This window comes from Amycolatopsis sp. AA4, assembly GCF_002796545.1.
Taxonomy (GTDB): domain Bacteria; phylum Actinomycetota; class Actinomycetes; order Mycobacteriales; family Pseudonocardiaceae; genus Amycolatopsis.
This window is the reverse complement of sequence record NZ_CP024895.1, coordinates 192,466-212,041: the sequence shown is the minus strand read 5'-3', so window position 1 is coordinate 212,041 and position 19,576 is coordinate 192,466. Positions and strand designations below refer to the sequence as shown.

20 protein-coding genes are annotated in these 19,576 nt (G+C 70.7%); 13 read left to right on the top strand and 7 right to left on the bottom strand.

Features of this window, described 5'->3' with window-relative positions; all coding sequences use genetic code 11:
* Nucleotides 1-4 precede the first annotated feature (4 nt).
* The 9 genes from CU254_RS41780 to CU254_RS41740 all read left to right on the top strand — a co-directional run bounded on the left by CU254_RS41780 (nucleotide 5) and on the right by CU254_RS41740 (nucleotide 8,126).
* Entirely contained in the window at nucleotides 5-1,207 is a 1,203-nt protein-coding gene (locus tag CU254_RS41780) for a hypothetical protein (RefSeq protein WP_037719339.1), read from the top strand.
* On the top strand, nucleotides 1,204-1,437 hold the full coding sequence (locus tag CU254_RS41775) for a hypothetical protein (RefSeq protein ID WP_009086502.1): 234 nt from the start codon (nucleotides 1,204-1,206) through the stop codon (nucleotides 1,435-1,437). The genes CU254_RS41780 and CU254_RS41775 overlap by 4 nt, the downstream gene beginning before the upstream one ends.
* A 125-nt stretch (nucleotides 1,438-1,562) precedes the next feature.
* Nucleotides 1,563-2,435, top strand: coding sequence for a hypothetical protein (locus tag CU254_RS41770; RefSeq protein WP_009086504.1), 873 nt, complete (start codon nucleotides 1,563-1,565; stop codon nucleotides 2,433-2,435).
* 489 nt (nucleotides 2,436-2,924) lie between these two features.
* A complete protein-coding gene (locus tag CU254_RS41765) occupies nucleotides 2,925-3,188 on the top strand; it encodes a hypothetical protein (RefSeq protein WP_009086505.1) in 264 nt (87 codons plus the stop codon).
* 5 nt (nucleotides 3,189-3,193) lie between these two features.
* A complete protein-coding gene (locus CU254_RS41760) occupies nucleotides 3,194-3,940 on the top strand; it encodes a hypothetical protein (protein ID WP_037719341.1) in 747 nt (248 codons plus the stop codon).
* Nucleotides 3,941-4,062: 122 nt separating this feature from the next.
* Nucleotides 4,063-4,773 carry a hypothetical protein gene (locus tag CU254_RS41755; RefSeq protein WP_050788568.1) on the top strand — a complete coding sequence of 237 codons (711 nt, stop codon included), beginning with the start codon at nucleotides 4,063-4,065 and terminating at the stop codon, nucleotides 4,771-4,773.
* 494 nt (nucleotides 4,774-5,267) lie between these two features.
* On the top strand, nucleotides 5,268-5,555 hold the full coding sequence (locus CU254_RS41750; RefSeq protein ID WP_158688174.1) for a hypothetical protein: 288 nt from the start codon (nucleotides 5,268-5,270) through the stop codon (nucleotides 5,553-5,555).
* A gap of 495 nt (nucleotides 5,556-6,050) precedes the next feature.
* On the top strand, nucleotides 6,051-6,503 hold the full coding sequence (gene mobC / locus CU254_RS43520) for a plasmid mobilization relaxosome protein MobC (RefSeq protein ID WP_050788569.1): 453 nt from the start codon (nucleotides 6,051-6,053) through the stop codon (nucleotides 6,501-6,503).
* A gap of 6 nt (nucleotides 6,504-6,509) precedes the next feature.
* Nucleotides 6,510-8,126: a relaxase/mobilization nuclease domain-containing protein gene (locus CU254_RS41740; protein WP_009086514.1), complete on the top strand. Its 1,617-nt coding sequence runs from the start codon at nucleotides 6,510-6,512 to the stop codon at nucleotides 8,124-8,126.
* A 200-nt stretch (nucleotides 8,127-8,326) separates the two neighbouring features.
* Here CU254_RS41740 and CU254_RS44755 read toward each other — a convergent pair whose 3' ends face one another.
* Together CU254_RS44755 and CU254_RS41735 are read right to left on the bottom strand one after the other, a co-directional pair.
* Nucleotides 8,327-8,452 carry a hypothetical protein gene (locus tag CU254_RS44755; RefSeq protein ID WP_255409898.1) on the bottom strand — a complete coding sequence of 42 codons (126 nt, stop codon included), beginning with the start codon at nucleotides 8,450-8,452 and terminating at the stop codon, nucleotides 8,327-8,329.
* Between the two features lie 452 nt (nucleotides 8,453-8,904).
* Nucleotides 8,905-9,540 carry a hypothetical protein gene (locus CU254_RS41735; protein WP_037719343.1) on the bottom strand — a complete coding sequence of 212 codons (636 nt, stop codon included), beginning with the start codon at nucleotides 9,538-9,540 and terminating at the stop codon, nucleotides 8,905-8,907.
* A gap of 303 nt (nucleotides 9,541-9,843) precedes the next feature.
* On the opposite strand from CU254_RS41735, the gene CU254_RS44855 reads away from it, so the two are divergent.
* The 4 genes from CU254_RS44855 (at nucleotide 9,844) to CU254_RS41715 (ending at nucleotide 14,811) form a co-directional block, all read left to right on the top strand.
* A complete protein-coding gene (locus tag CU254_RS44855; RefSeq protein ID WP_037719346.1) occupies nucleotides 9,844-11,490 on the top strand; it encodes a hypothetical protein in 1,647 nt (548 codons plus the stop codon).
* A gap of 404 nt (nucleotides 11,491-11,894) precedes the next feature.
* Complete coding sequence (locus tag CU254_RS41725) at nucleotides 11,895-13,223, top strand: DnaB-like helicase N-terminal domain-containing protein (protein ID WP_037719348.1); 1,329 nt, start codon at nucleotides 11,895-11,897, stop codon at nucleotides 13,221-13,223.
* 65 nt (nucleotides 13,224-13,288) lie between these two features.
* Nucleotides 13,289-13,561, top strand: a complete 273-nt coding sequence (locus tag CU254_RS41720) for a hypothetical protein (protein ID WP_037719350.1) — start codon at nucleotides 13,289-13,291, stop codon at nucleotides 13,559-13,561.
* A complete protein-coding gene (locus CU254_RS41715) occupies nucleotides 13,558-14,811 on the top strand; it encodes a DnaB-like helicase N-terminal domain-containing protein (protein ID WP_009086523.1) in 1,254 nt (417 codons plus the stop codon). Before CU254_RS41720 ends, CU254_RS41715 begins: the two co-directional genes overlap by 4 nt.
* Before the next feature lie 166 nt (nucleotides 14,812-14,977).
* Here CU254_RS41715 and CU254_RS41710 read toward each other — a convergent pair whose 3' ends face one another.
* The 5 genes from CU254_RS41710 to CU254_RS41690 form a co-directional block, all read right to left on the bottom strand.
* Complete coding sequence (locus tag CU254_RS41710; protein WP_158688175.1) at nucleotides 14,978-15,520, bottom strand: hypothetical protein; 543 nt, start codon at nucleotides 15,518-15,520, stop codon at nucleotides 14,978-14,980.
* A gap of 112 nt (nucleotides 15,521-15,632) precedes the next feature.
* Complete coding sequence (locus CU254_RS41705; RefSeq protein ID WP_037719357.1) at nucleotides 15,633-16,847, bottom strand: hypothetical protein; 1,215 nt, start codon at nucleotides 16,845-16,847, stop codon at nucleotides 15,633-15,635.
* A gap of 243 nt (nucleotides 16,848-17,090) precedes the next feature.
* Nucleotides 17,091-17,813, bottom strand: a complete 723-nt coding sequence (locus CU254_RS41700; protein ID WP_037719359.1) for a hypothetical protein — start codon at nucleotides 17,811-17,813, stop codon at nucleotides 17,091-17,093.
* A 79-nt stretch (nucleotides 17,814-17,892) separates the two neighbouring features.
* On the bottom strand, nucleotides 17,893-18,948 hold the full coding sequence (locus CU254_RS44850; protein WP_009086530.1) for an NlpC/P60 family protein: 1,056 nt from the start codon (nucleotides 18,946-18,948) through the stop codon (nucleotides 17,893-17,895).
* Nucleotides 18,945-19,535: a hypothetical protein gene (locus CU254_RS41690; protein ID WP_037719361.1), complete on the bottom strand. Its 591-nt coding sequence runs from the start codon at nucleotides 19,533-19,535 to the stop codon at nucleotides 18,945-18,947. The genes CU254_RS44850 and CU254_RS41690 overlap by 4 nt, the downstream gene beginning before the upstream one ends.
* Between the last annotated feature and the right edge of the window lie 41 nt (nucleotides 19,536-19,576).

Genomic DNA, 19,576 nt, shown 5'->3' with positions numbered 1-19,576 from the left:
AGCAATGTCGTTCGCACACCCCGCCCGCGTGGCACTGCCGCCCCGGCCCGACACGGCCGACTACGAATTCGCCCCCAACGGAATCCTGCGAGCCGTCGGCCGGACCGCCCTGCTGCGAGGCCAGAAAATCAGCGTGAGGGCACGGCCTGCCCACCCCGGCGGCTGGCCGGTCGTGTTCACCGCGGCCAGCGCCCGCGCCGCGGCGGCGCAACTGCTCGCATGCGTCCACCGGCTTCGCGGCATCACCGCTCCGGCGGAGATCTGGATCGAGTCGCTCGCGCCCACCGTGCGCACAGCCACCGCCTCGCGCTGGTCGCCGGAGACCGGCGACCTCGTGCTGCGCTACGTCGCGCCGTTCACCGGGTTTCTCGATTTTCCCGCGCCCCGCACGCCGCGCCTCCTGACCGAGCAGGACGCCGAATGGTGGGCGCGCGCGCTTCTCGGACTCGCCCGCGAACTCGATCACTCCCACACCATCGCCGCCCACGCCGTCCTCGCCGACCGGGCGGACGAAGACGTCATCTCCATCCTCCGGCGCTCGATCCTCGGCGAGCTGGACGGACTCTCCGACCACGTCCGCGAGTACGCCGACGAGATCCTCGAAGAACTCGACGACCTCGACAGCCGCCACCACGAGGAACGGCAGGTGCATGCTCTCGGCCGCGCCCACCTGGACCTGCGCGCACACCTCGACACCGCCCGCCTCTACGACGGCGACACCATCGGCCACCAGGACGTCGCATACCTCATCCGAGAACTGGGGCGACGGCACGGGGTGCCCCTCACCACCGTGACCGCCCAGTCGCCGGTCGTGCTCGACGAACTCCCGCCAGGGACCGTGCTGACCGAGGACCAATGGATCCGTGTCGCCCGGACACCGGAAATGCTGGGGTTGATCGACCAAGCCAACACCCTCGTGCGGGAGCGGCAACTGATCGACGTCAGCGTCGCGCTCCGCGAAGCGGGAATCCTCTGCCGGGGCAACGACCTCTGCTGCGACACCGTCCTCACCGGACCCGTCGCCAAAACGTGGGGATCCTGTGCGGAATGCAGGCCCGCGACGCTGGCGGAGGCGTTGGCCATGGGCTGCATCGACCTCACGGAACACGATCTTCCGAGCAGCAGCGACGGAGGATGCCGCCGTTGCCAGCTGCCGCTGTGGCCAGGCGAGCTGGCCGGGCACGACACCGCCGAGGCTGCCCGGTGACCCGCCGGACCCGCCGCTCGCCGGAGCGAGCCCGAAGCCGGTACCTGGTCGCCAACGCCGTGTTCGTTCCCCTGCAAAGCCTCGTGACGGGCGCTCTGTTCATCACGCGCGACCCGGACAGCCTGAAAACCCTGGTCGCCATCCTCACCGTCGTCAGCGCGCTCACGTTCGCCCTCGTCGTCCTCTCGATCCGCGCGGACCACCGCGCCGGGCGACAGCATCGCGACTGACGCCGAACTGGCCTCCAGCCCCGTCCCGGCTGGCACGCAACACACAACAGGGACAGGACCGCGCCGGCCACGGGAGTGACGCCCTGCGACCGGCGACAGATTGAACGCATCCGAAGGAGATCCTCGTGACGAACACGACCGCGCACGACCCTGCCGAACCAGCGCAGCTGGTCCACTGGCCGCACTCCGGCATCGACGCTCCGACCACCCTGGCCTACCGCCTCTGCGCCAGTTCCCAGGACGCTCGGGACAGCGATTTCGCCGTCGAACTTCATCATCCCGAGCTCGGCCACATCGGTTGGGTGTGCGCCGAAGGAACCGGCGGGGCCGCCATGTTCGTGCCCAGCGACCACGAGCGGTTCAGCAGGCGGGACATGGCACGCTACGTCGAGCAGTGCCTCGGGGACGGCAAGCCGCTCGGCCTCGAAGAGAGGCTGCTCGACGCCGTGCTGTACGAGCAGAACACCGCCCAAACGGTCGATGCCATGCGGCGCAACAACACCACGCTCGTGCGCGAATTCACCGAATTCCCCGGCGGTGGGGGCATTCGCGGCGACGTGGCCGAACTCCACCGGATCGCGATCATGCGCGAAGACCGGGAGCTCCGGGCCAAAATCCTCGACGAAAGCCCCCGCACCCGCCGCGCGTTCGGCGGCGACTGGCAGATCTACAACGGCCGAGAGTGGAAGCCGCTCCTCGTTCCGCAAACCCTCGCCCAGGACGAGATCGCCGCGAAACTCGACGCCATCCGCGTCTCGGCCCAGCGGAAGACCACTGTGGACGGACTCTACGCCAACGGCGTGCAGTGGCACGCCCGCCATCCCTACTACGTCCTCGCCAGCGACGAACTTCCCGTCAACCACCGCGCCTGGTGCACGTGCCGGATCGGCCCCCGCGCCCCGCTGACCAGGTTCGAGTACTGGTGCCGGCTCGGGGTGATCGCCTCCGGCCAGGTCCACGCGCTGGAGAGGTGCCGCAGGCTCGTGACCCTCGACTAGCCGCGCACACCCCCGTCGGTCCCGGGCCGGGCCGCCCCTTTCACCGGGGCGGCCCGGCCCTTTTCCGTCGCACCGCGCGGACCCGATCCGCCCGCCGTCGGGCCGCCAAGACTCCCCGGGGAGAAGCCGCCGGGACTGGCGTTCCGTCCCGACCGGGCCAAAAACGCACACCGTTTCGACGCGCGCGCCGCCCAGCCCTCTAGATACCCCACTGGGGTATAGGATCGGCGTGTCGGCTAGCACGCCCCAGATTCCCTGGAAGGCGCAGGAAATCCCGCGCCGTCGCTTGCCGCCGGGTAGTGCGGCCAGCCTCCGCGCAACCCGTGCAGACAGCGCCTCGCCGCGCGAGCCAGCCCCTGCACTAATCGCGCGCTCGTCTCCGCCCCGGCGGCTCCCCGCTTGCGGTGTCCCGGCTCGCCGCCGCGGCACCGAGGTGGCACCGGCGCCCGCGTACCTCCGAACCCGTTTTCTGAGAAAGAACACCGTCCGATGCTGGGCTACGACCCCGATTCCGAACGACACCGGTACCGCGACGACGTGCACTACCGCCTCTATCGCGGCCCCGACGGCCGTCCAACCACGATCTGCGTGCAGGACTTCGACTATCTCGACTACGACCTGACACAGCTGCTGAGCAACAAGGCGTTCGACACCGAAGACGAGGCCAAGGACGCGCTCCTCCTGTTGCTGGCTCACTGCGCGCTCCTCCTCGGCATCTTTCCCGTTCCCTCAGACAAGCCGACGGTTTGGTGAGCCGAATGCTGATTCTCAACGGCGGCGGGCTGCCCACCCTGAAACGGTGCCGCGCGCAGTACCGCGCCGGCGCGACGCACCTGGGCAGGCTCGCCCGCCCCCGCCACATCGGACAGTTGCGCGAGACGCTCGACGCCGGTTTCAAAGTCGCCGTCGACAACGAAGCCTTCAGCAAATGGGATGATGCCGCGTACGTCCGGATGATCGGCCGGATCGAACTCGCCCTGTACGGGCGGGTCCTGCGGCAGTGGGAAAGGGTCGCTCCGCTCGCCGCGATGCCGCCGCAAGCATGGGCCGCGATCGGGAAGACGCGTCCGACGGCGTTGCCGGACTGGCATCCGAATCTGTTGTGGGTGACGGTCCCGGATGTCCCGTTCGACGCGCACGCCACGCTGCGCAAGTTCGCCGACTGGGCCCCGTTGATCCCTCATCTGCCGCTCGCCTTCTGCGTCCAGGATGGAGCCGAGGCCGCCGGAATTCCCTTTGAGTTTCCTAATTTGGCCGGACTGTTCATGGCGGGCAGCACCGAGTACAAGCTCTCTTCCGAGATGGCGGAGATCTGCCGCGAGGGCAAGCGTCGGGGCCTGCTGATCCACGGCGGACGCGTGAACACCCGCAAGCGGATCCGCTACATGCTCTCCCTCGGTGTCGTCGACAGCATCGACGGCACGGCCTTCGACAAGTACCGCGACGCCAATCTCCCGTGGGGGCTGGAAGAAGCGTCGGCGACCAGTTACCAGCTGGCGTTCTAGCGCCCCGTCCCTCCGGTGCGCCGCGACGACCGGACGCCTGAGCCGAAACGCCGCCCTCGCGCGGTGTCCCCGGGATCGAGACCGGGCTGACGATGGCTCCAGAGAAAGGAATCGACCCTCCGATGAACGCCGTGACCGCGTCCCGTCCGCACAATCAGCTGCCGCCGCCGAGCGTCGGCGACGTATTCGCGCACCCGCAGTACTGGATCTCCGGCGCCGGCCATGACGCGGCACACGCGGCCGAGTGCCCGCACGGCTACCGGCTCACCGCAAGCTGCCCCTGCTGCTACCAGGGCGAGGATCCGAAGGAATATCAGTTCACCACTGTGGAGCTGTTCGGCCTGCGGGTGATGTCCACGAGGCAACCGTGGGCGACGTCGCTGCTGGAGCGGGGAAAGCCAGTCGAGAACCGCACCCGGGCGATCTCGTGGCGCGGTCCCGTCGTGATCCACGCCGGTCGGAAGTGGGACGACCGCGACCGCGACATCGCCGCCGAGATGCGGGTTCCGGCAGTCCCCCGGAACGCGCCGACCGGCTACCTCGGCGTCATGGACCTGGTCGGCGTCCACCGCGACGAAGGCTGCTGCCGACCCTGGGGCGAGCCCGGCTCCTACCACTGGGGATTCAAGAACCCCCGCGTGTTCCACACGCCCATCGCCGGTCCCGGCCACCTGGGGATGTACCGCAAAGTCCCGCTTGCGGTCGCCCACGCCGTCGTCGCCGAAGCCTGGACGCGCGGCGGCCTGACGCGACTGACGCGGGGTCAGGTGCGCGCGCCGTTCGGGGTCAAGAGTGCCACCGAGGACACGTCGATCGGCGTTCCGGAGCCCTGAGCACGGTGATCAAGTGGCGGGGGTCGGCGTCCATCGCCCCGGCGCTTCCGCCAGTGCGCGAGTTCCTCAAGGACGCCAAGCGGGGCACCGGCAGCGGAGTGCGGCGAGGACGCATCGCATCGAGCAGGGTCCGCAAGCGTCACGGGTGATCGAGCCACGCAGCGGGCTACCACCACGTCGCAGAACGCCCGGGCCGCCACCTCCCCGCCGGGCGGGCGGGCCCGCCAGCGCCCTTTGCGTTCTGTTCGCACGGGCCACGGACCGGGACGTCCCCGGGCGGAACCCCGGCATCCGCGACGTCGAGCGATCGGAGCTGACCTCAGGGGCGACGCGGCGGCAGGCCGCGTTTCCCATCTGTATCCGATGTCAATCACGCCAGCACTTTCGTATTCCGTGCACGCATTGAGTGATAAAAGTTGATCATGCAGGAAGCATGTGCGACGCCCGGGAAAACGGGCGGGGATCGAACGCCAAGAGGAGGAACCTGAATGGGCATGAGTGTATTTTCCGAGGCTGCGAAGGGCCTGTTGTCCAGCGAACCGCCGACACTGTTCACAGCGGCGGAGGCAGACGAGGAACTGGCCAACTGGGAGCCAGTAGACGACCCGTACGTCCTTACGATCGGGGCCGGGTCCGACGCCTACATCGGGTTGCACGGCACGCTCGACGACATCGACGCCGTCCTGGCGCATGCGCAGGAAGAAGTGCGGAGAGCCCGTGCGCGGGAGAGTGCCGGACGGCTGGAACCAGCTCTCGGGCCATCCGGGCCCTGCCCAGCCTGAGCATGACGAGAAGCATCGAGAACGACACCCAGGATGCCGCGATCGACGAGGAGGCGATTCGGATGTGGCTCCACGTCTAGCGGCCCCGACGCCGCGCACGGCGCCAGACCCCGCGGTCGCCTGACCGCGGGGTCTTTTCGCGTTCGAGGTGCGCGTCGGCCAGCAGCGCCGCCCACCCTCACCCGCGACGAGCCGGTTCGACAGAATGCCCCCACAGCGCAGCGGGGGCATTCCCGCGTCTTGTGCCGGTTGCGGGGCCGCAACCAGGGCGGTCGGGCCGAGGTCGGGGCGGCACTCTGGTCGTTGCGGTTTTTAGAGCCGGACACCCGTCTCGCGGGCATGGTCACGACACAGCCGGTTCCGCAGAGCAAGATATGGAAAACCTATACGGTTTTCCCCAGGTCGCTGCCGCGACCTGGCACGCTGGTCCTTGCGGACCAGCGGAAAGGCGCAGGGGGTGCCTCAGGCCGGCGGGCCGCATGGGGGAACGAACGCATGCAGCACAACGAAACAGGCGTCTCCGCCGCAGGAGAGGTCGCGACGGAACCGGCGAGGACGCGCGGACACTCGCAGGACGGCCCGCGACGGCCGCGCACCTCGCTCGCCTACAACGACGTCGAGTGGTCGATCATCGAGCAGGCCGCCGCGCTGGACGGGAGAAAGCCGGGCTCGTGGGCGTCGCTCGCCGCGCTGGACGCGGCCCGAATGCGGGTCAGCGGCGTGGTCCTGGACCGCGGCGTGCTGAGCAAGCTTTACCTTGCGGTCACGGACCTGAGCAACCAGCTCGCCAAAATCGGCGGCAATCTCAATGACGTCGCCAAGCACGCCAACTCCACCCACGAGGTCGAGACCGTGCGCGAACAGGCCCTGGCGATCCTGGAGCGGGTCCGGCTCCGGGTGGTCGAGGCCCGCGGCCTGCTCGCCGGGCTGCGTCACGCGTTGAGGTAGGGGCCGATGATCGGGAAAGCCCTGTCCGGGTGGCGACCGGCGGGCCTGATCGCGTACTTGATGGGCCCGGGCGCGCACGAAGAGCACCGGAACCCGCACATCGTCGCGTCCTGGGACGGCTCCCCCGGCCTGCACCAGCCGCCGAAAGCGGGTCCCGGCGAGTTCGATTTCGATCTGCGGGCGCTGATCGGGTCGATGTCGGAGCTGCCGAAGGAGTTCGGGCTGCCGCTCGACAACCCGGCGGCCTCGCCGGACGACCTTCCCGGCGCCGAGGAATGGACGCAGTGGCTGCGCACGTCAGGGAAGAAGCGGCCGCCGGCGCACGCGCCGGAGTGGGTGAAGTACTACCGCTGGGATCCGAAGGCCGAGGCCGTCGTGCTCAAGCCCGGGTACGTGTGGCACTGCCCGGTGCGCTTGCACCCCGACGATCCGACGCTAACTGACGCGCAGTGGCAACGCATCGCGCAGCGCCTGATGGAGGCCACCGGGATCCACCAGTCCGGTTGCCGCTGGGTCGCCGTCCGGCACGCCGACGACCACATTCACCTCATGGCGACCTTGGTGACGGACAAGGGCGGGTCGCTGCGCCGGTTCTATCCGCGAAACGACTGGTACCGCCTGCGCAAAGCCTGCCGCGAACTCGAGCGCGAGCTCGGCCTTGTCCCGACCCCGGAAGCCGACTGGACGGCGACGCGACGGCCGACGCGTCAGGAGATCGGCAAGGCCGCCCGGCACGGCCGCGCCGAACCGGCGCGCACCGAACTGCGCCGGCTGGTCGCACAGGCCGCGGCTGCAGCCGGCGGCCCGGAGGACTTTTTCGCGCGGCTGCGCGAATTCCAGGTCGTCTGGCGTCCCTCCTACGCGGCGGACGGCGAGATCCGGGGATGTTCCTACGTCCTCGCGGACGACCGCACCGCCGAGGGCGAGCAGGTACCGTTCTCGGGCGGGAAGCTGGGCAGGGACCTGACCTGGCCCAAACTGATGCAACGGTGGGCGAGTACTCCGGCCGCGGAACCGGTCGAGCGCACCGAAGACGGCAGGTCCACCGCAGACGCGCGCCTGGACGTGCTCGAAGAAGCCGCCGAGGTCGTGAACGAAGCCGCGGAACGGATCCGCTCCGGCGACGAGGACCCGGCCGGAATCACGCACGCGACAGCCGACGTCCTCGGCGCGTTGGCGTTGGGGACCGAGTACCGCGATCGCGGGCCGATCACTGCGGCGTTCGACCGGTTCGACCGCGCCGCCAGAATCCCCGGACGGGTGCTCCCCCGCGACCACGGCCTCTCCGGCCGCGCGCTGCGCCGCGCCTCCCGCCGGATCGCGGCGGCAGGAAGCATCAGCGGCCGCGGTCAGGAGAAGTTCGCGCTCGCGGCGCTGGTGCTGGCGCTGGCCGGGCTGGTCGCGGAGATCCGTGCATGGCAGCAGCACGCGGGACGGCCGCACCAGGCCGCCGCCGCGCGGCGGACCGCGGCCGTGCTGCCGGTGGACCGCGTCGCCGCGAACAACGCGGCGGCCCGCTCCGCGACCAGGTCGCCGCGCCTGGCCGACCGCCTGGACCGCACAACCGCCCGCCCTGCCCGGCCGGCCCGTCGGCATCACCCTGGCGCCCGGCCGCCGCGCTAGCCCAGTCCGCAGTTCGCGCTGCCGATCGGCGCGCACAGCGGCACGTGCCGGGCTCGGCTACTGACCGCCTGTCCGCGGCGGGCGGGCCGCCGCGCATATTCGACGGGCGCGGATCTGCGCTGGCGGCACCGGGTACCGGGTCGGGAGTACCGCGCATGTCCGGAGGGCACATCGGCACGCTGCCTTGCCTGGCACGAATGTCAGGGAGCGTTGCCGAAGAACCGCCAGCCGTCCGGGGCGCCGCTGTCGCGCCCGGTCGTGGTGACCGGGACTGCCCCGCACGGCCCCCATTTGGACTGCAGCTGGTTGTCGCCCTCGTCAAGCACCTCGCGTTCGATCCGTCGCGATTCCTCCGGCGAAACCGGTTCTCGCTGAACACGACCATGACGCCGAAGTCCAGCTCGCAATCGTCGTAGTCGTACGGGGGCAGCTGATCCGGCGTCGTCACGAGCGCGGGCCGGTCGTCCGGATCCCAGTGTTTTTCGAGGATCGTGTTGGTGTAGTGGAAGTCCGTGTCGTCGGTGCCGTATTCGTGCTGCAGCCGCCGCAGCGTTTGGGCTCGGGCCGCCGCGAACGCGGCCGCGAGGTCCGCGCCGGGCTGGTACGCCCCGAACCGGTTGTAGCTCTACATCGGTTCCCCCTCGCGTCCGTGGTTTCGGCTCCCTGTTCGGCGCGTTCGGCGCCGCCCCGGGCGGGGAGCGGGAAGCGGCCGGACATCGCCTCGCGACCCTGGCGGGAACGCGCCGCCAGCGCGCGCACGGCCCGGTGTCAACGCAGTTCAGCGGGGCGGCACGTCGTTCGGCCCCAGACCCGCCCAGATCCAGGTCGTGATGCAGTCGCTGTGGCGTGCCTGGATCGGCACCGCCGGGACCGGCATCCCGTCCGCCCGGCGGCGTTCGGTGCGCAGTCCGCTCGACGGCCAGGCCATCTCGCAGTCCACCTGCAGCGCATCGGTCATCGCGCTGAGGACCTCGTCGCCGGGCAACGTGTTGGAGCCGGTGCTGATCCCGCCGTGGGTCAATTCCAGGCCGGTGCCGGCGAAATCGACTGAGAGGTCGACGTCGAGTTCCGGCGCGTGACCGGCGTCCTCGAGGACCTGCCAGGCTCGCAGCACGCCCGCCCAGTGCGGGCCGCCCGCGCCCACCGTGCCGGCCACGACCAGGTCGTCGCCGTGCTCGGCCACCAGCGTCGGCCAGTCCACTCGGTCCCAGACACGGGCGAACTGCAAGGTCGGAGCCTCCGGCGGGCACAGCAGGCCGTCGGTGGCCTCCCGCAGCCACTTCGGCACCGGAGCGTCGTCGGCGAGCCGGTACCGCGGCGGCCAGTGGGTCGCCCGCTTCATGCGGTCCATGATCCGTTCGTGCCGGGCGTGCGCCGCCGGAGACCACTGGCTCCAGTACTCGTCGTCGGCCATCCTGTCCCCCCTGCTACCGGAACCGATTACTGTAAGCCACGATTCGCGGGCTGTCTGTCGATCTTGAAGGCTCGTTCTGCCTGCAGTTTCGCGTAAGGGTTCCCGAGTGCAAGGGAATATGGTTACTCTGTGTCCTAACCGGCGTGGCAGGAAGAGGATTCTGTTCGCCCGGTGTTCGTCGCACACCTGAGGTGCCGGCCGGTGGGCCGGGGATGGGAGAGACCGCGGTCGCGGAACGCGCGCATCTCGTGAGGGGAGACACGAGGCGGGTTCGGCTGCCGGACACCACAGGGGGAACACCGGATGAGCGAGCCGCTGTTGACGCCGATTCCGTTGCCGTCGGGCCACGATTTTCAGCAGTGGGCGTTCGCGATCAACCAGTTCAGCCAGCTGCTCAGCCAGCGGCTGGCGGCCAGCCGCGAACGCGCGGGCCGCATGGCTCGCAGCGACGCCGAGCAGTCCGACCTGGAACACCTGGCCCGGCAGGTGCCGCCGTTGCGGCTGATGAGGGACGACGAGCAGGAAGCCTGGACGCGCCGGGTTCCCGCCGACCTGGCCACCCAGTTCGAGGGCGAGCCGTCTGCCGTGTGGTGGGCGAAGATGGACGACGAGGGCACCGGCTGGGGCGTCGAGGCCCACACCTACACCAATTCCGGGGCGCCCAGCGCGTCGCTGTTCGTCGTGTGCCGCGACGCCGAGGACGCCGCCGATCTGGCCAAGTGGCTGCGGGATCACCCGACCCCGGCCGACCTCACGCGGATCCACGAGCTCGCCGGGCACCGCCCCGGCGAATTCTCCGACGAATACGAGTGGTCCGAACCAAACGCCAACGCCGGGCCGAGGATGGGGGGCAGGGCCCGCCCGCTCGCGCTCGGCGAGGACGCCTGGGCCGAGGCGCTGCACCGCAACGTGCCCGGGACGCTCGCGACCCGGCTGACCGACGAGCGCGACCCGATGCACCCGGATTTCGCCGCCTGGCAGGAGCTGCACGCCCTGGCCAACGAGGAAGTCTCCCGCGTCGGCGCCGACCCCGACCGGCTGGCCATGATCATCGGGCGGGCGCTGAGCAGCTGGCGCGAGGTCAAATGGCCCTCCCGGGCGGCCTACTCCGTGCTGAACCAGGCCCGGGAGCTGCCGCGCTACGAGGACACCGTCCGCGCGCCCGGCACGGACCGGGAGCCAGGGCGGGGGGCACCGCCGCCCGGCGGCGGCATGGTCGTCGACGGCGAGGTGGTGGCCACGTCGCCGCCGCGGCCGGGGCCGGGCAGCTCCCCCGCGGACGCGCTGCGCTGGGCGCGCGGCCTGGATCCGGACAACACCGAGCACCGGTTCATGGCGAAAGCCGAGTACACGCGCTGGGGCCAGACCGTAGACCGCGAACTCGAACGGAAGTTCCCGTCGGTGGTCCCGCGCAGCAAAGCCGCCGCCCGCGCGGAAGCCCGCAGGCGCGGGGAATCCCCTGTCGCCGCCGCGGTGACCGGGGAAACGGCGGCCGAAGTCATGGCCGCGCGAGAACTCGACGCGGACACGACAGCCGAACTCGCCGAAACCGTCAGGAAATGGGATCCGGACAAGGCGATCGACCGCCGTTCCGCCCTGACGATGTTCGGGCACAGCTATCCCGAGGTCGACGCGATGATCGTGGAGAAGTTCCCCGACGACGAACGGATCCAGCAGCGGGCGGCCGAGCTGTATCCCGACGGCATCCCCGAGGCCGCGGCGTGGCACGGCCGTGCGGACAAGGACGAGGGCCGCGCCGCAGCCGACCGGGCGACGCCCGACGACCCCGACACGCCGACGATCGACGAGCGCGCGGACGGGCAGGCGAACGCCGCCAACGAGCAGAACGCCGCCAACGCCGAGAACGCCGCCGGAAAGGCCGCGGCGGCACGCCCGGCGACCGTGCACCGCACCGCCACGACCACGCCCGCGCGTCCGCGAACGCGCTGAGCGAGCAAGCGTGCTGCGCGGGGCGCAGCACGCCGCCAGTCCCACGCCACAAAGACAGGGGGTCGACCGTGGCTGAGAACACGACCGTAAACGTCGACGAAAGACAGCGGATCAACGGCGCGGGCCGTCGCATCAGCGACCGCTTGCTCGGGCGCGATCGCGCTGACGCCGCCCCGTCGGAACCCGTACCAGCGGAGGAGCCGCCGCAGCGGTTGGGGCTGAGGGCTGCGCTCGATCGTCGCGAGGCCGCCGCGGCGGGCGGTGAGGGCCCGCGGCCGGAAGCTGCTTCGGAACCGGCCGCGGCAGCGAAGCCTCCCGAGGCCGCCGGCGAGGCGAAGGCAGAGGGCCCGCCGCGGCGGGAGCGCTTGAGGGATGCAAAGCCCGCCAAGGCAGAGGAACGGCCGGTGGGGCCGTTGAGGGCTGCGCTCGATCGTCGCGAGGCCGCCGCGGCGGGCGGTGAGGGCCCGCGGCCGGAAGCTGCTTCGGAACCGGCCGCGGCAGCGAAGCCTCCCGAGGCCGCCGGCGAGGCGAAGGCGGAGGAGGACAAGCCGACGCGCTACACGTACAACCCGAACCTGCTGCCCCAGCATGCGCTGCTCGGCAGCCTGATCCACACGCCGAACGCGATCGACGACATCGAGAAGTTCCTCGGCCCCAGAGATTTCTCCGAATCGTCCCTGCGGGCGCTATACACCACGATCCGGGGCCTGGCCCACACCAACGGTCTTCAGGAGGTGAACGCTATCGAGGGCGACGAGGAGCGCATGCAGGCGGCCAAGGACAACTACGTCGCGCTGCTCGAAGCTCTGCACGACCAGCGATTCACCGACGCCGTGATCCCGAACCTCGCCACGGTCGTCGGGCAGGTCAATGCCGCCGCGCCCGCGGACACCGTGTCCTACCGCGGCGTCTACGACCCAGGCGCGCAGATGCGCCTGGGTCGCATGGTCCTCGAGGACTCGGTCCGCCGGCACGTCGAGAGCCTAGGCGTCCAGATGGTCCGCCCCTCGCCGCTGATCCGGCCGTCGTTCTTCCGCCGCCGCACGGGCACGGCCGAGGACATGCTGTCCAATCTGACCACGGTGACAGCCTCGTTGGAGAAGCTCGCCGAACGACTCGCCCGCGCGGTCGAGCGCACCGGACCGTCCGGCGAGTCCTACCAGGACCTGGACAGGGCCGTGGAGTTCGCGGCGCAGCCGTATCAGCCGTCGGGGTTGCGGGCGCTGGGCGCGCCGCTGGTCCGCCGGGCCGAACGCCACTTGATCCACCTCGCCCTGCACTCGGGCACCGGTCTGGACCTCGGCCTCACGCCGGAGGACTTCTCCTCCTCCGAGCACGCCAACACCTGGGCGGCGATCCAGCGGGTCCAGGAGAAGGGGCACTCGGTCAACTACGTGTCGGTCTTCGAGGAGCTGCGCCCCGTCCCCGGCCAGCCGTCCTTGCCGGTGCTGTCGGACACGGAGCTGACCCGGATATTCAACACCGCCCCGAACAAGAGCGAATCCAAGATCGAGAGGTCGTTGCGGACGGTCTTCGACGCCAGCCTGAAACGCCAGTCGCAGACAGTGCGCAACACAGTCCAGGCCCTGGCCCGGAACCAGGCGATCGACCCGCAGTCCCTGCTCAACTATGCGCAGAAAGAGACGTCCAAGCTGGCGAAACGGGCCGACACCGTGAGCCATCACCGACAGAAGGCGGTTGAGCAGCTCGGCCAGCGGGGCGTCGCGCGATGATCACTTCCGGCTTCGCCCGGCCAGGGATCGTTTCCACCACAGGGAAAAAAGCCAAGGAGTTCGTCATGGGGGAACCGCTCAGCGACATCGCGCCCGCGCAGATGCAGGCGTACGTCGACGCCGGGGAGGCGCGCCGATTCTCCCGGTCGCTGGGAGGCGTGGTGCCCGACGCGGTCAAGTTCCGAGATCGCTGGTACGTGCGCGAAGTCGGCAAAGCTGACTACACCCCCGCCGTGGACTCCCTTGCCGCGATATTCGACGACGTCGAAGACCCCCGCGGCAGGTTCGCGATGGCCGACCAGGCCGTCGCCGACGCGGACGCCCGCGAGGGCCGGTGACCGTCCCGGCCCCTCGGGTGGCCGGACGCGCCGGCCCGCCGGCCGACGTCGGCCACGCGCCGCCGCCGGCACCCGTCACCACCGGCGCCCGTCGCGACGCCGTCGCCTCCCCACCCGGCGGCGCGACCCGGCTCGCCGAACGGGCACTGCTCGGAGCCCTGCTGCACCGTCCGGCGCGGCTGGCCGACGTGCAGGGATGGCTGCGGCCGCACGATTTCGCGGACCCCGAACTGGGGGCGGTCTACTCGGCGATGCAGGATCTGCACGGCCGGGGGCTGCTGCAGTCGGTGTCCGAGAAAGCCTTGGTCGGCAACGACTTCTCGCCGGCGACACGCAACGCCGTCACCCGCAACATCCTCGCGGTGCGGGACGTCCTCGCCGACAGGACCGGCACCGGCACGGCACGGCAGTCCCGCTTGATGACCGAGCTGTACCTGGCCGCGCCGCCGAGCACGACTCCGCACCACGCGCATTACGCCGAGCGAGTGCTGGAGAGTTCCGCACGCCGCCAAATCGAACGGTGGGCCGTGCGGACCCGGTCGGTCGCGGGCAGCGGCCGGATCTCCGGCGACCTGCGCGCGATCCAGGACCTCGACCGAGCTTTGAGCAACGGCATTCGCGGACCCGGTTCCGGCATCCCGCTCGCCGAGGACCCTGCCTCGCTCGCCCCGACCGTCCCGCCGCCGGCTTTGCTGGTCGACCGAGCCGAGAAACGGCTGATCGGCGACGTGCTGGCGGGCAAGCGGCCGGATCTGATCACGCGGTTCACGCCGGAGGACTTCACCGGATCGCCCGCGCACGCCGCCACCTGGCGGTCGATCCGCGCTCTCGCCGCAGCGTCCCCGCCGGAACCGGTCGACCCGGTCACCGTGGCCTGGGAAGGCGAGGTCCATGCCGACGATCACGGGCAGGGCCTTCCGCCCGACGAGCTCATGGACCTGGCCCGCAAGTCCGCGCCGGCCAGCGAAAACGCCGTGTCCATTGTGGTCCAGGCCGCGCTCCACCACCATGCACAACAGGCCAGCGATGCCTTGCAATCCGCGGCACGGGACCGCAAACGACCGCTGCACGAGGTCCGCCAGACCGTGGACGCCGTCTCGGCGGCTCTGCGCACCACCGCCGAGCGACTCGCCGGCGCCGTCCCGGAAGGACAGTCCGTGATCAGGCGCACTCTCGACGGGCCGCCCGCAGTCCGAAACCATCCCGCTCCCGGAGCCGACGTCTCCTCGCGCGGACGCGCCCGGCGGTAACGCCCGCGCGCAGCGCACGGCTCGCCCGCCGCCGGTGCTGAACTCCCGCCTCGGCAGCCCTGTGAACCGTCTCCGGAGCACACGTCGCCGCAGGCGACCGCGCAAGGGCGCCGCCGCCTTGCCCCGGCGATCGCCCCGCGGTCCGGGCCGAGAACTGTCCGGCGGCTCAGAATCGAGCCGTGCAGCTCGTGAAGTCGTCGCAGCACATGAACTCGCCGTCGCGATTGTCGACCAGCACCTGCAAGCCGTCGCGGATGGACATCCACCCGCTGTCGGTGTAGTCCCTCCCGCACAGGCAGCACACTGGCGGGTCGCTCGGGTGCTCGGCGCGCAGTGCGCTCAGCGCCTGCTCCCGGTCGGCGCGGGGTTTGGCTCCGTACCCGCACCGGCACCAGGCCCGTGCCCGGCCGCCCGGCGAGGTGAACCCTTCCATGCGGTGCACGACGCGCCGTTCGTGCGGCTTCGGCACAGTCCAGTCCCGATCGCCATCCGGGCCGGGCCACGCCGCCGCGCGGACGTTCTGATCGAGGTCGGCGTGGACCAGCCCGTTTTTCGCCAGAAAGGCGGCGAGTCTTTTCCGCGCCATTTCGGTCTCGAACGGGCTCGGCGCCTGGTCCGCCGAGCCCGTTCGGTATTCCGCCATGCTGCGCAGAGCACGCGCGCGCTCCACCCGCCTGGCGCGATCGGCGGACGGAGAGGGGGTAGCCACGCGACGATGATAGACACTGCGCAGGCCGCCGGCGCCGTGGTCGACGTCCGCCAGAGGGGCTGGCTCGCGGCATCGCGGTGCGCGCCGCGAATGCCTTGCCCTTGCGCCCTTCTCACCGGTGACGCGTGCGGCGGCCCGGGGCGACGGCGGATCCGTGGCGTGCCCCGGCGGTCCCCGCCGGCCGCGAACGGGACGCGGCCGGCCCGTCGTCCTTGCGCGACGGCGCGTTCGATTCTTGCCGGTCCGGGGCCGCTGCGGGTCTGTCGCCATTCGGATTCTCGCCGGAATCGCGCGAGGCTTCGGGCTGGCCCTCGCGGTTCGGGGCGTCGAGCGCGCTCAACAAAGCTCCGAGCCGCTCGACGTTTTCCGGGTCGTCCATTGGATCGGGATATTCCGGGTCTGCGTCGGAGGTTCGTTCGCGCACGCCGCCCTCCCCGTCCAGCTCGTAGACATCGCCGTCGTAGACGACGCCGCCCACGACGATGTCGTCGCCGATGACTTCGTCCCAGAAATCGAACTTCGGCTGCTCCGTGAGATAGCGGGTGAGATGTTCGGCCAAGTCGCTGTGGCTCGCCCCGGCCGGAACGTCGAGCGCCACGGTGTGCACGTCGTGCCCGAGTCCGCTCCGCTGACGTGTTTCCTGGAGGTGCTCGAAACTGATCTCGTCACGGGAGGATTCCAGAAGCCGGATGGTGTCGGGCACGAGTTCGGAGTGCTGTGGCCCGACGTCGTACTTCGCCACGTACAGCAGCCACATCTTTTCCGTCCCCGCCGTTGCCAATTCCTGTGTCTGGTCGGCCTGGCGAAGGCCCGGCTGCCCGGCGAGCGGCACTGGCGTGCCGGTGGCGACGAACGTCCAGGCGTCGTCCTCGCCGTTTCGGAGCACGACGTGCCGGAAGCTGTCCTCGGAAGCGGCGGCGCGCGCCGCGGCCTCGGTGACCGCGGGCGTGACTGCCCAGCCGCCGTGCGCCGGTTGGGCGTGGCCGTAGCGTCCGACGTGCCGGAGAAGTTCTTGAAGGTCAGCGATGGAGGCCGGCCAGAATTCGTGGTCCGCGTCGTCCGGGCCCGTGATCGTGACGGGGTTGTGCTGAACGGTGTTTTCTCCCGTGTCGTAGGTGAACCACGCGGTCCATTCGGGAACGGACGGACGGCGCGGGTGATCGAAGCGCCTGTAGACCTCGACCGCGATCTCGCCGTCGGGGTGTTCCGCTCCGTTGTAGAACAGCCATTCGCCCTCCTTTGCCGGAGACCAGCCTTCCGGCCAGAGGATTGTCTCGGTGCGCCCGCCGATCTGCATGCCGGGCGAATCTGCAGGATGTTGCTCCATCATGGCCTCCTTGAATAGGCGGAGCGGTCAGGCCGGGGATGCGCGTGCGGGGTCGTTCGGTTCTGCGCAGCTGATGTCGGGCCGGGGCCGTCGGATCGATCGACGACGCTGTCGAGTGGAGCGGCCCCGTGCCTTCTGTTCCGCGCGGCCGCCTGCGCTGCATGGTGTTTTGCCGTGCCTGTGGCGCGTCCTCGCGTCGGAACGGGACGGTGTTCTGATGTCGCAGGGCCCGGGCGGCGGAGGTCATCGGCGGCGTCCCGGGCTCGGAGGGTTCGCGGGGCCGTGCCGCGCTCCGGCGGTGCCGGGAGGCGCGAGCGAAGACGTCCCCGCCTTGCCCGAGGCACTCGGAGGCGCCTTCCACCCCTGCAGCAGGGATTCCCCCGGTTTCTGCGGGCCCGGCCAAACGCGCCGCCATCCGGGGAGCCACCGGTTGACCTCGTCGATGTCCTCAGTGGACAGCGCGCCTTCCGAGGCGTTTCCCAACGCCCCCAGGTCCGCCGGTCCGGCGGCGTCGACGCGCACGCCGTCGCCGCCGGATTCCCAGGCTCCCCACTGCCAGGGCAGCTGGCGGCGGTCCAGCCACCGGCCCGTCTCGCGGATCAGCCACGCTCCCAGGTCGTGCTCGGTCGCGGCTGTCCGCGAGATGTGGGGCCAGCCGGGAGCGGGAACGAAGAACACTTGTGCCGCAAGCGGTCCGCTGCTCGCGAGGCGCCCGACGCCCCCGGCTTCCGTGTCCTCTTGCAGGGGTCCGTCGATGCCGTACACGATCTCCAGGCGTGCGGGGAAGCTCCAGGAGGCGGGATTGCTGACGACGACGTTGCCGGGCGTCGAAGGGTCGTCGGACGGTGAGATCAGCGGGGGCACGTCGTCCGGGGTGCCGAGCAGCCGCCTGCACTCGCGCAGCAGGGCGCGCGTGTCGACGGGCGCTCCCACGTCGATGTTCAAGTACAGATAAGGATCGAGCATCGACGAGTCTCGCTTTCCCTTCGTCGCCCGGCCCGGCTGACGTCGCGCGGGCACGGCGCGGCTGGCCGGTCCCGAAGCCTCAGGGGTTCAGGACGCGGGTGGCGCCGAAGTAGTCGCGTTCGGAGGTGCGCGCCTGGGTCTCGCGCAATTTTTTTCCGGATTCGGGCGCCTCGATCATCTTGCCGCCGCCGATGTAGAGCGCGACGTGGTGGATGGATTCGGCTGTTCCGCCCCAGAAGAGCAGGTCGCCGGGCTGCAGCTGGTCGACGGGCACGGTGTGCCCCTTTGTCGCCCGGTACTGCTCCTTCGAGCTGCGCGGCAGCGTGATCTTGCCGTTGGTTCCTTGGTAGTAGGCGAACCTCGCGAGAGCCGAGCAGTCGAACCCGACGACGCCGACGTCCGGCGACGAGCCGCCGCTGGGCCCGTTGAGGCTTCCGCCGCCCCAGGCGTAGGGCAGGCCGATCTGGGAGCGGGCGGCGTCGATGACCGGTCCGGCCGCTCCGGCGGTGCCGCCGCCGGAGCCGTCTCCTCCGCCGTCGGCGCGGGGGCGTCCGTATTTCGACGCGGCCAGTCGGTTGATCTTGGATACGTAGTTCTGCGTTTCGGCGAACGGCGGGATCCCGTTGTATTTCAGGACGTTGCCGGGTCCGGCGTTGTAGGCGGCCAGCGCCAGGTCGACCACGCCGCCGTTCAGTCCGTTGTTGCTTTTGAGGAAATTGGCCAGGTAGCACATGTATCCGGCTTGCGATTTGATCGCGTCGGCCGGGTTGCGCGGGTCGGCGCGGCCGTCGCCGTCGCCGTCGACGCCCCACGCGGCCCACGTGGCGGGGGTGAACTGGGTCAGTCCGTCGGCGCCGGATGCGTTGTGCGCGTTGGGGTTCCAGTTGCTTTCCGTTTCGATCTGCGCCGCGAGGATCGGTGCGGTGATGTCGGGGCAGGTCGTGGCCGCCGAGGCGAGGAGGTCTCTGGCCCAGGGCGGGACGGCGTCGGGGTTGAAGTCCAGGCTGATGCCGCCGGTTTTCTTGATCTCGCTGTTGTTGGCTCCGGCTCCGCCGAAGAGCAGCACGATGACCAGCACGATCGCGATCAGCGGCGAGCCTGCCGCCACGGCGGCGACGGTGGTGTTCTTGCTCATCCCCCGGCTCCGGGTCCGCCGGTGTCGGAGAACGTGATCCCGGAGACCTTCCACGCGCCGGCGACCCGTCGCAGCGAGCAGTACGCGGCCAGGGGGTCGAGGTTTTGCGTCCAGCCGTCACCGGCCGCGACCCGGGACGCGGTGACCCCGGCTCCCGTTTCGTCGTCGCGGACCGGCGGCGGGTCGTCGTCGACCGGTTCGGTAGTGACCCGCACGCGTGCCCGGTGCGCGGCGAGCAGGCCCCATCCGTTGTCGCGGCCTTCGCCGCCGATCTGTTCTGCCAGGCCGGGAATGCCGAACCGGTCGGCGGCGCGTCTGCGCGCGTCCCCGGGGCCGGAATCGGCTGCGGCGTCGACCGAGAGCGCCGCGGCGACGAACTGTCCGCAGATCTGGCGGGCCTCCGCCGCCGCGGCCGGCTGCGCGGCGGCCGGCGCGGTCGTGGCGGGCAGTGCGGCGTGCTCCGGTGCGGGCGCGGCGCCGGAGCAGGCGCCGGCCGCGAGCGCCGGCGTGGTCAGGAGCAGCAGTGCTCGCGCGCGAACCGGCAGGCGTCGTCGTGATGTGCCCTGAGCAGGGCGTGGTTCCCCCATGTTTCCCCCATGGCGATCTCGACCCCCATCGAGACCTCGGT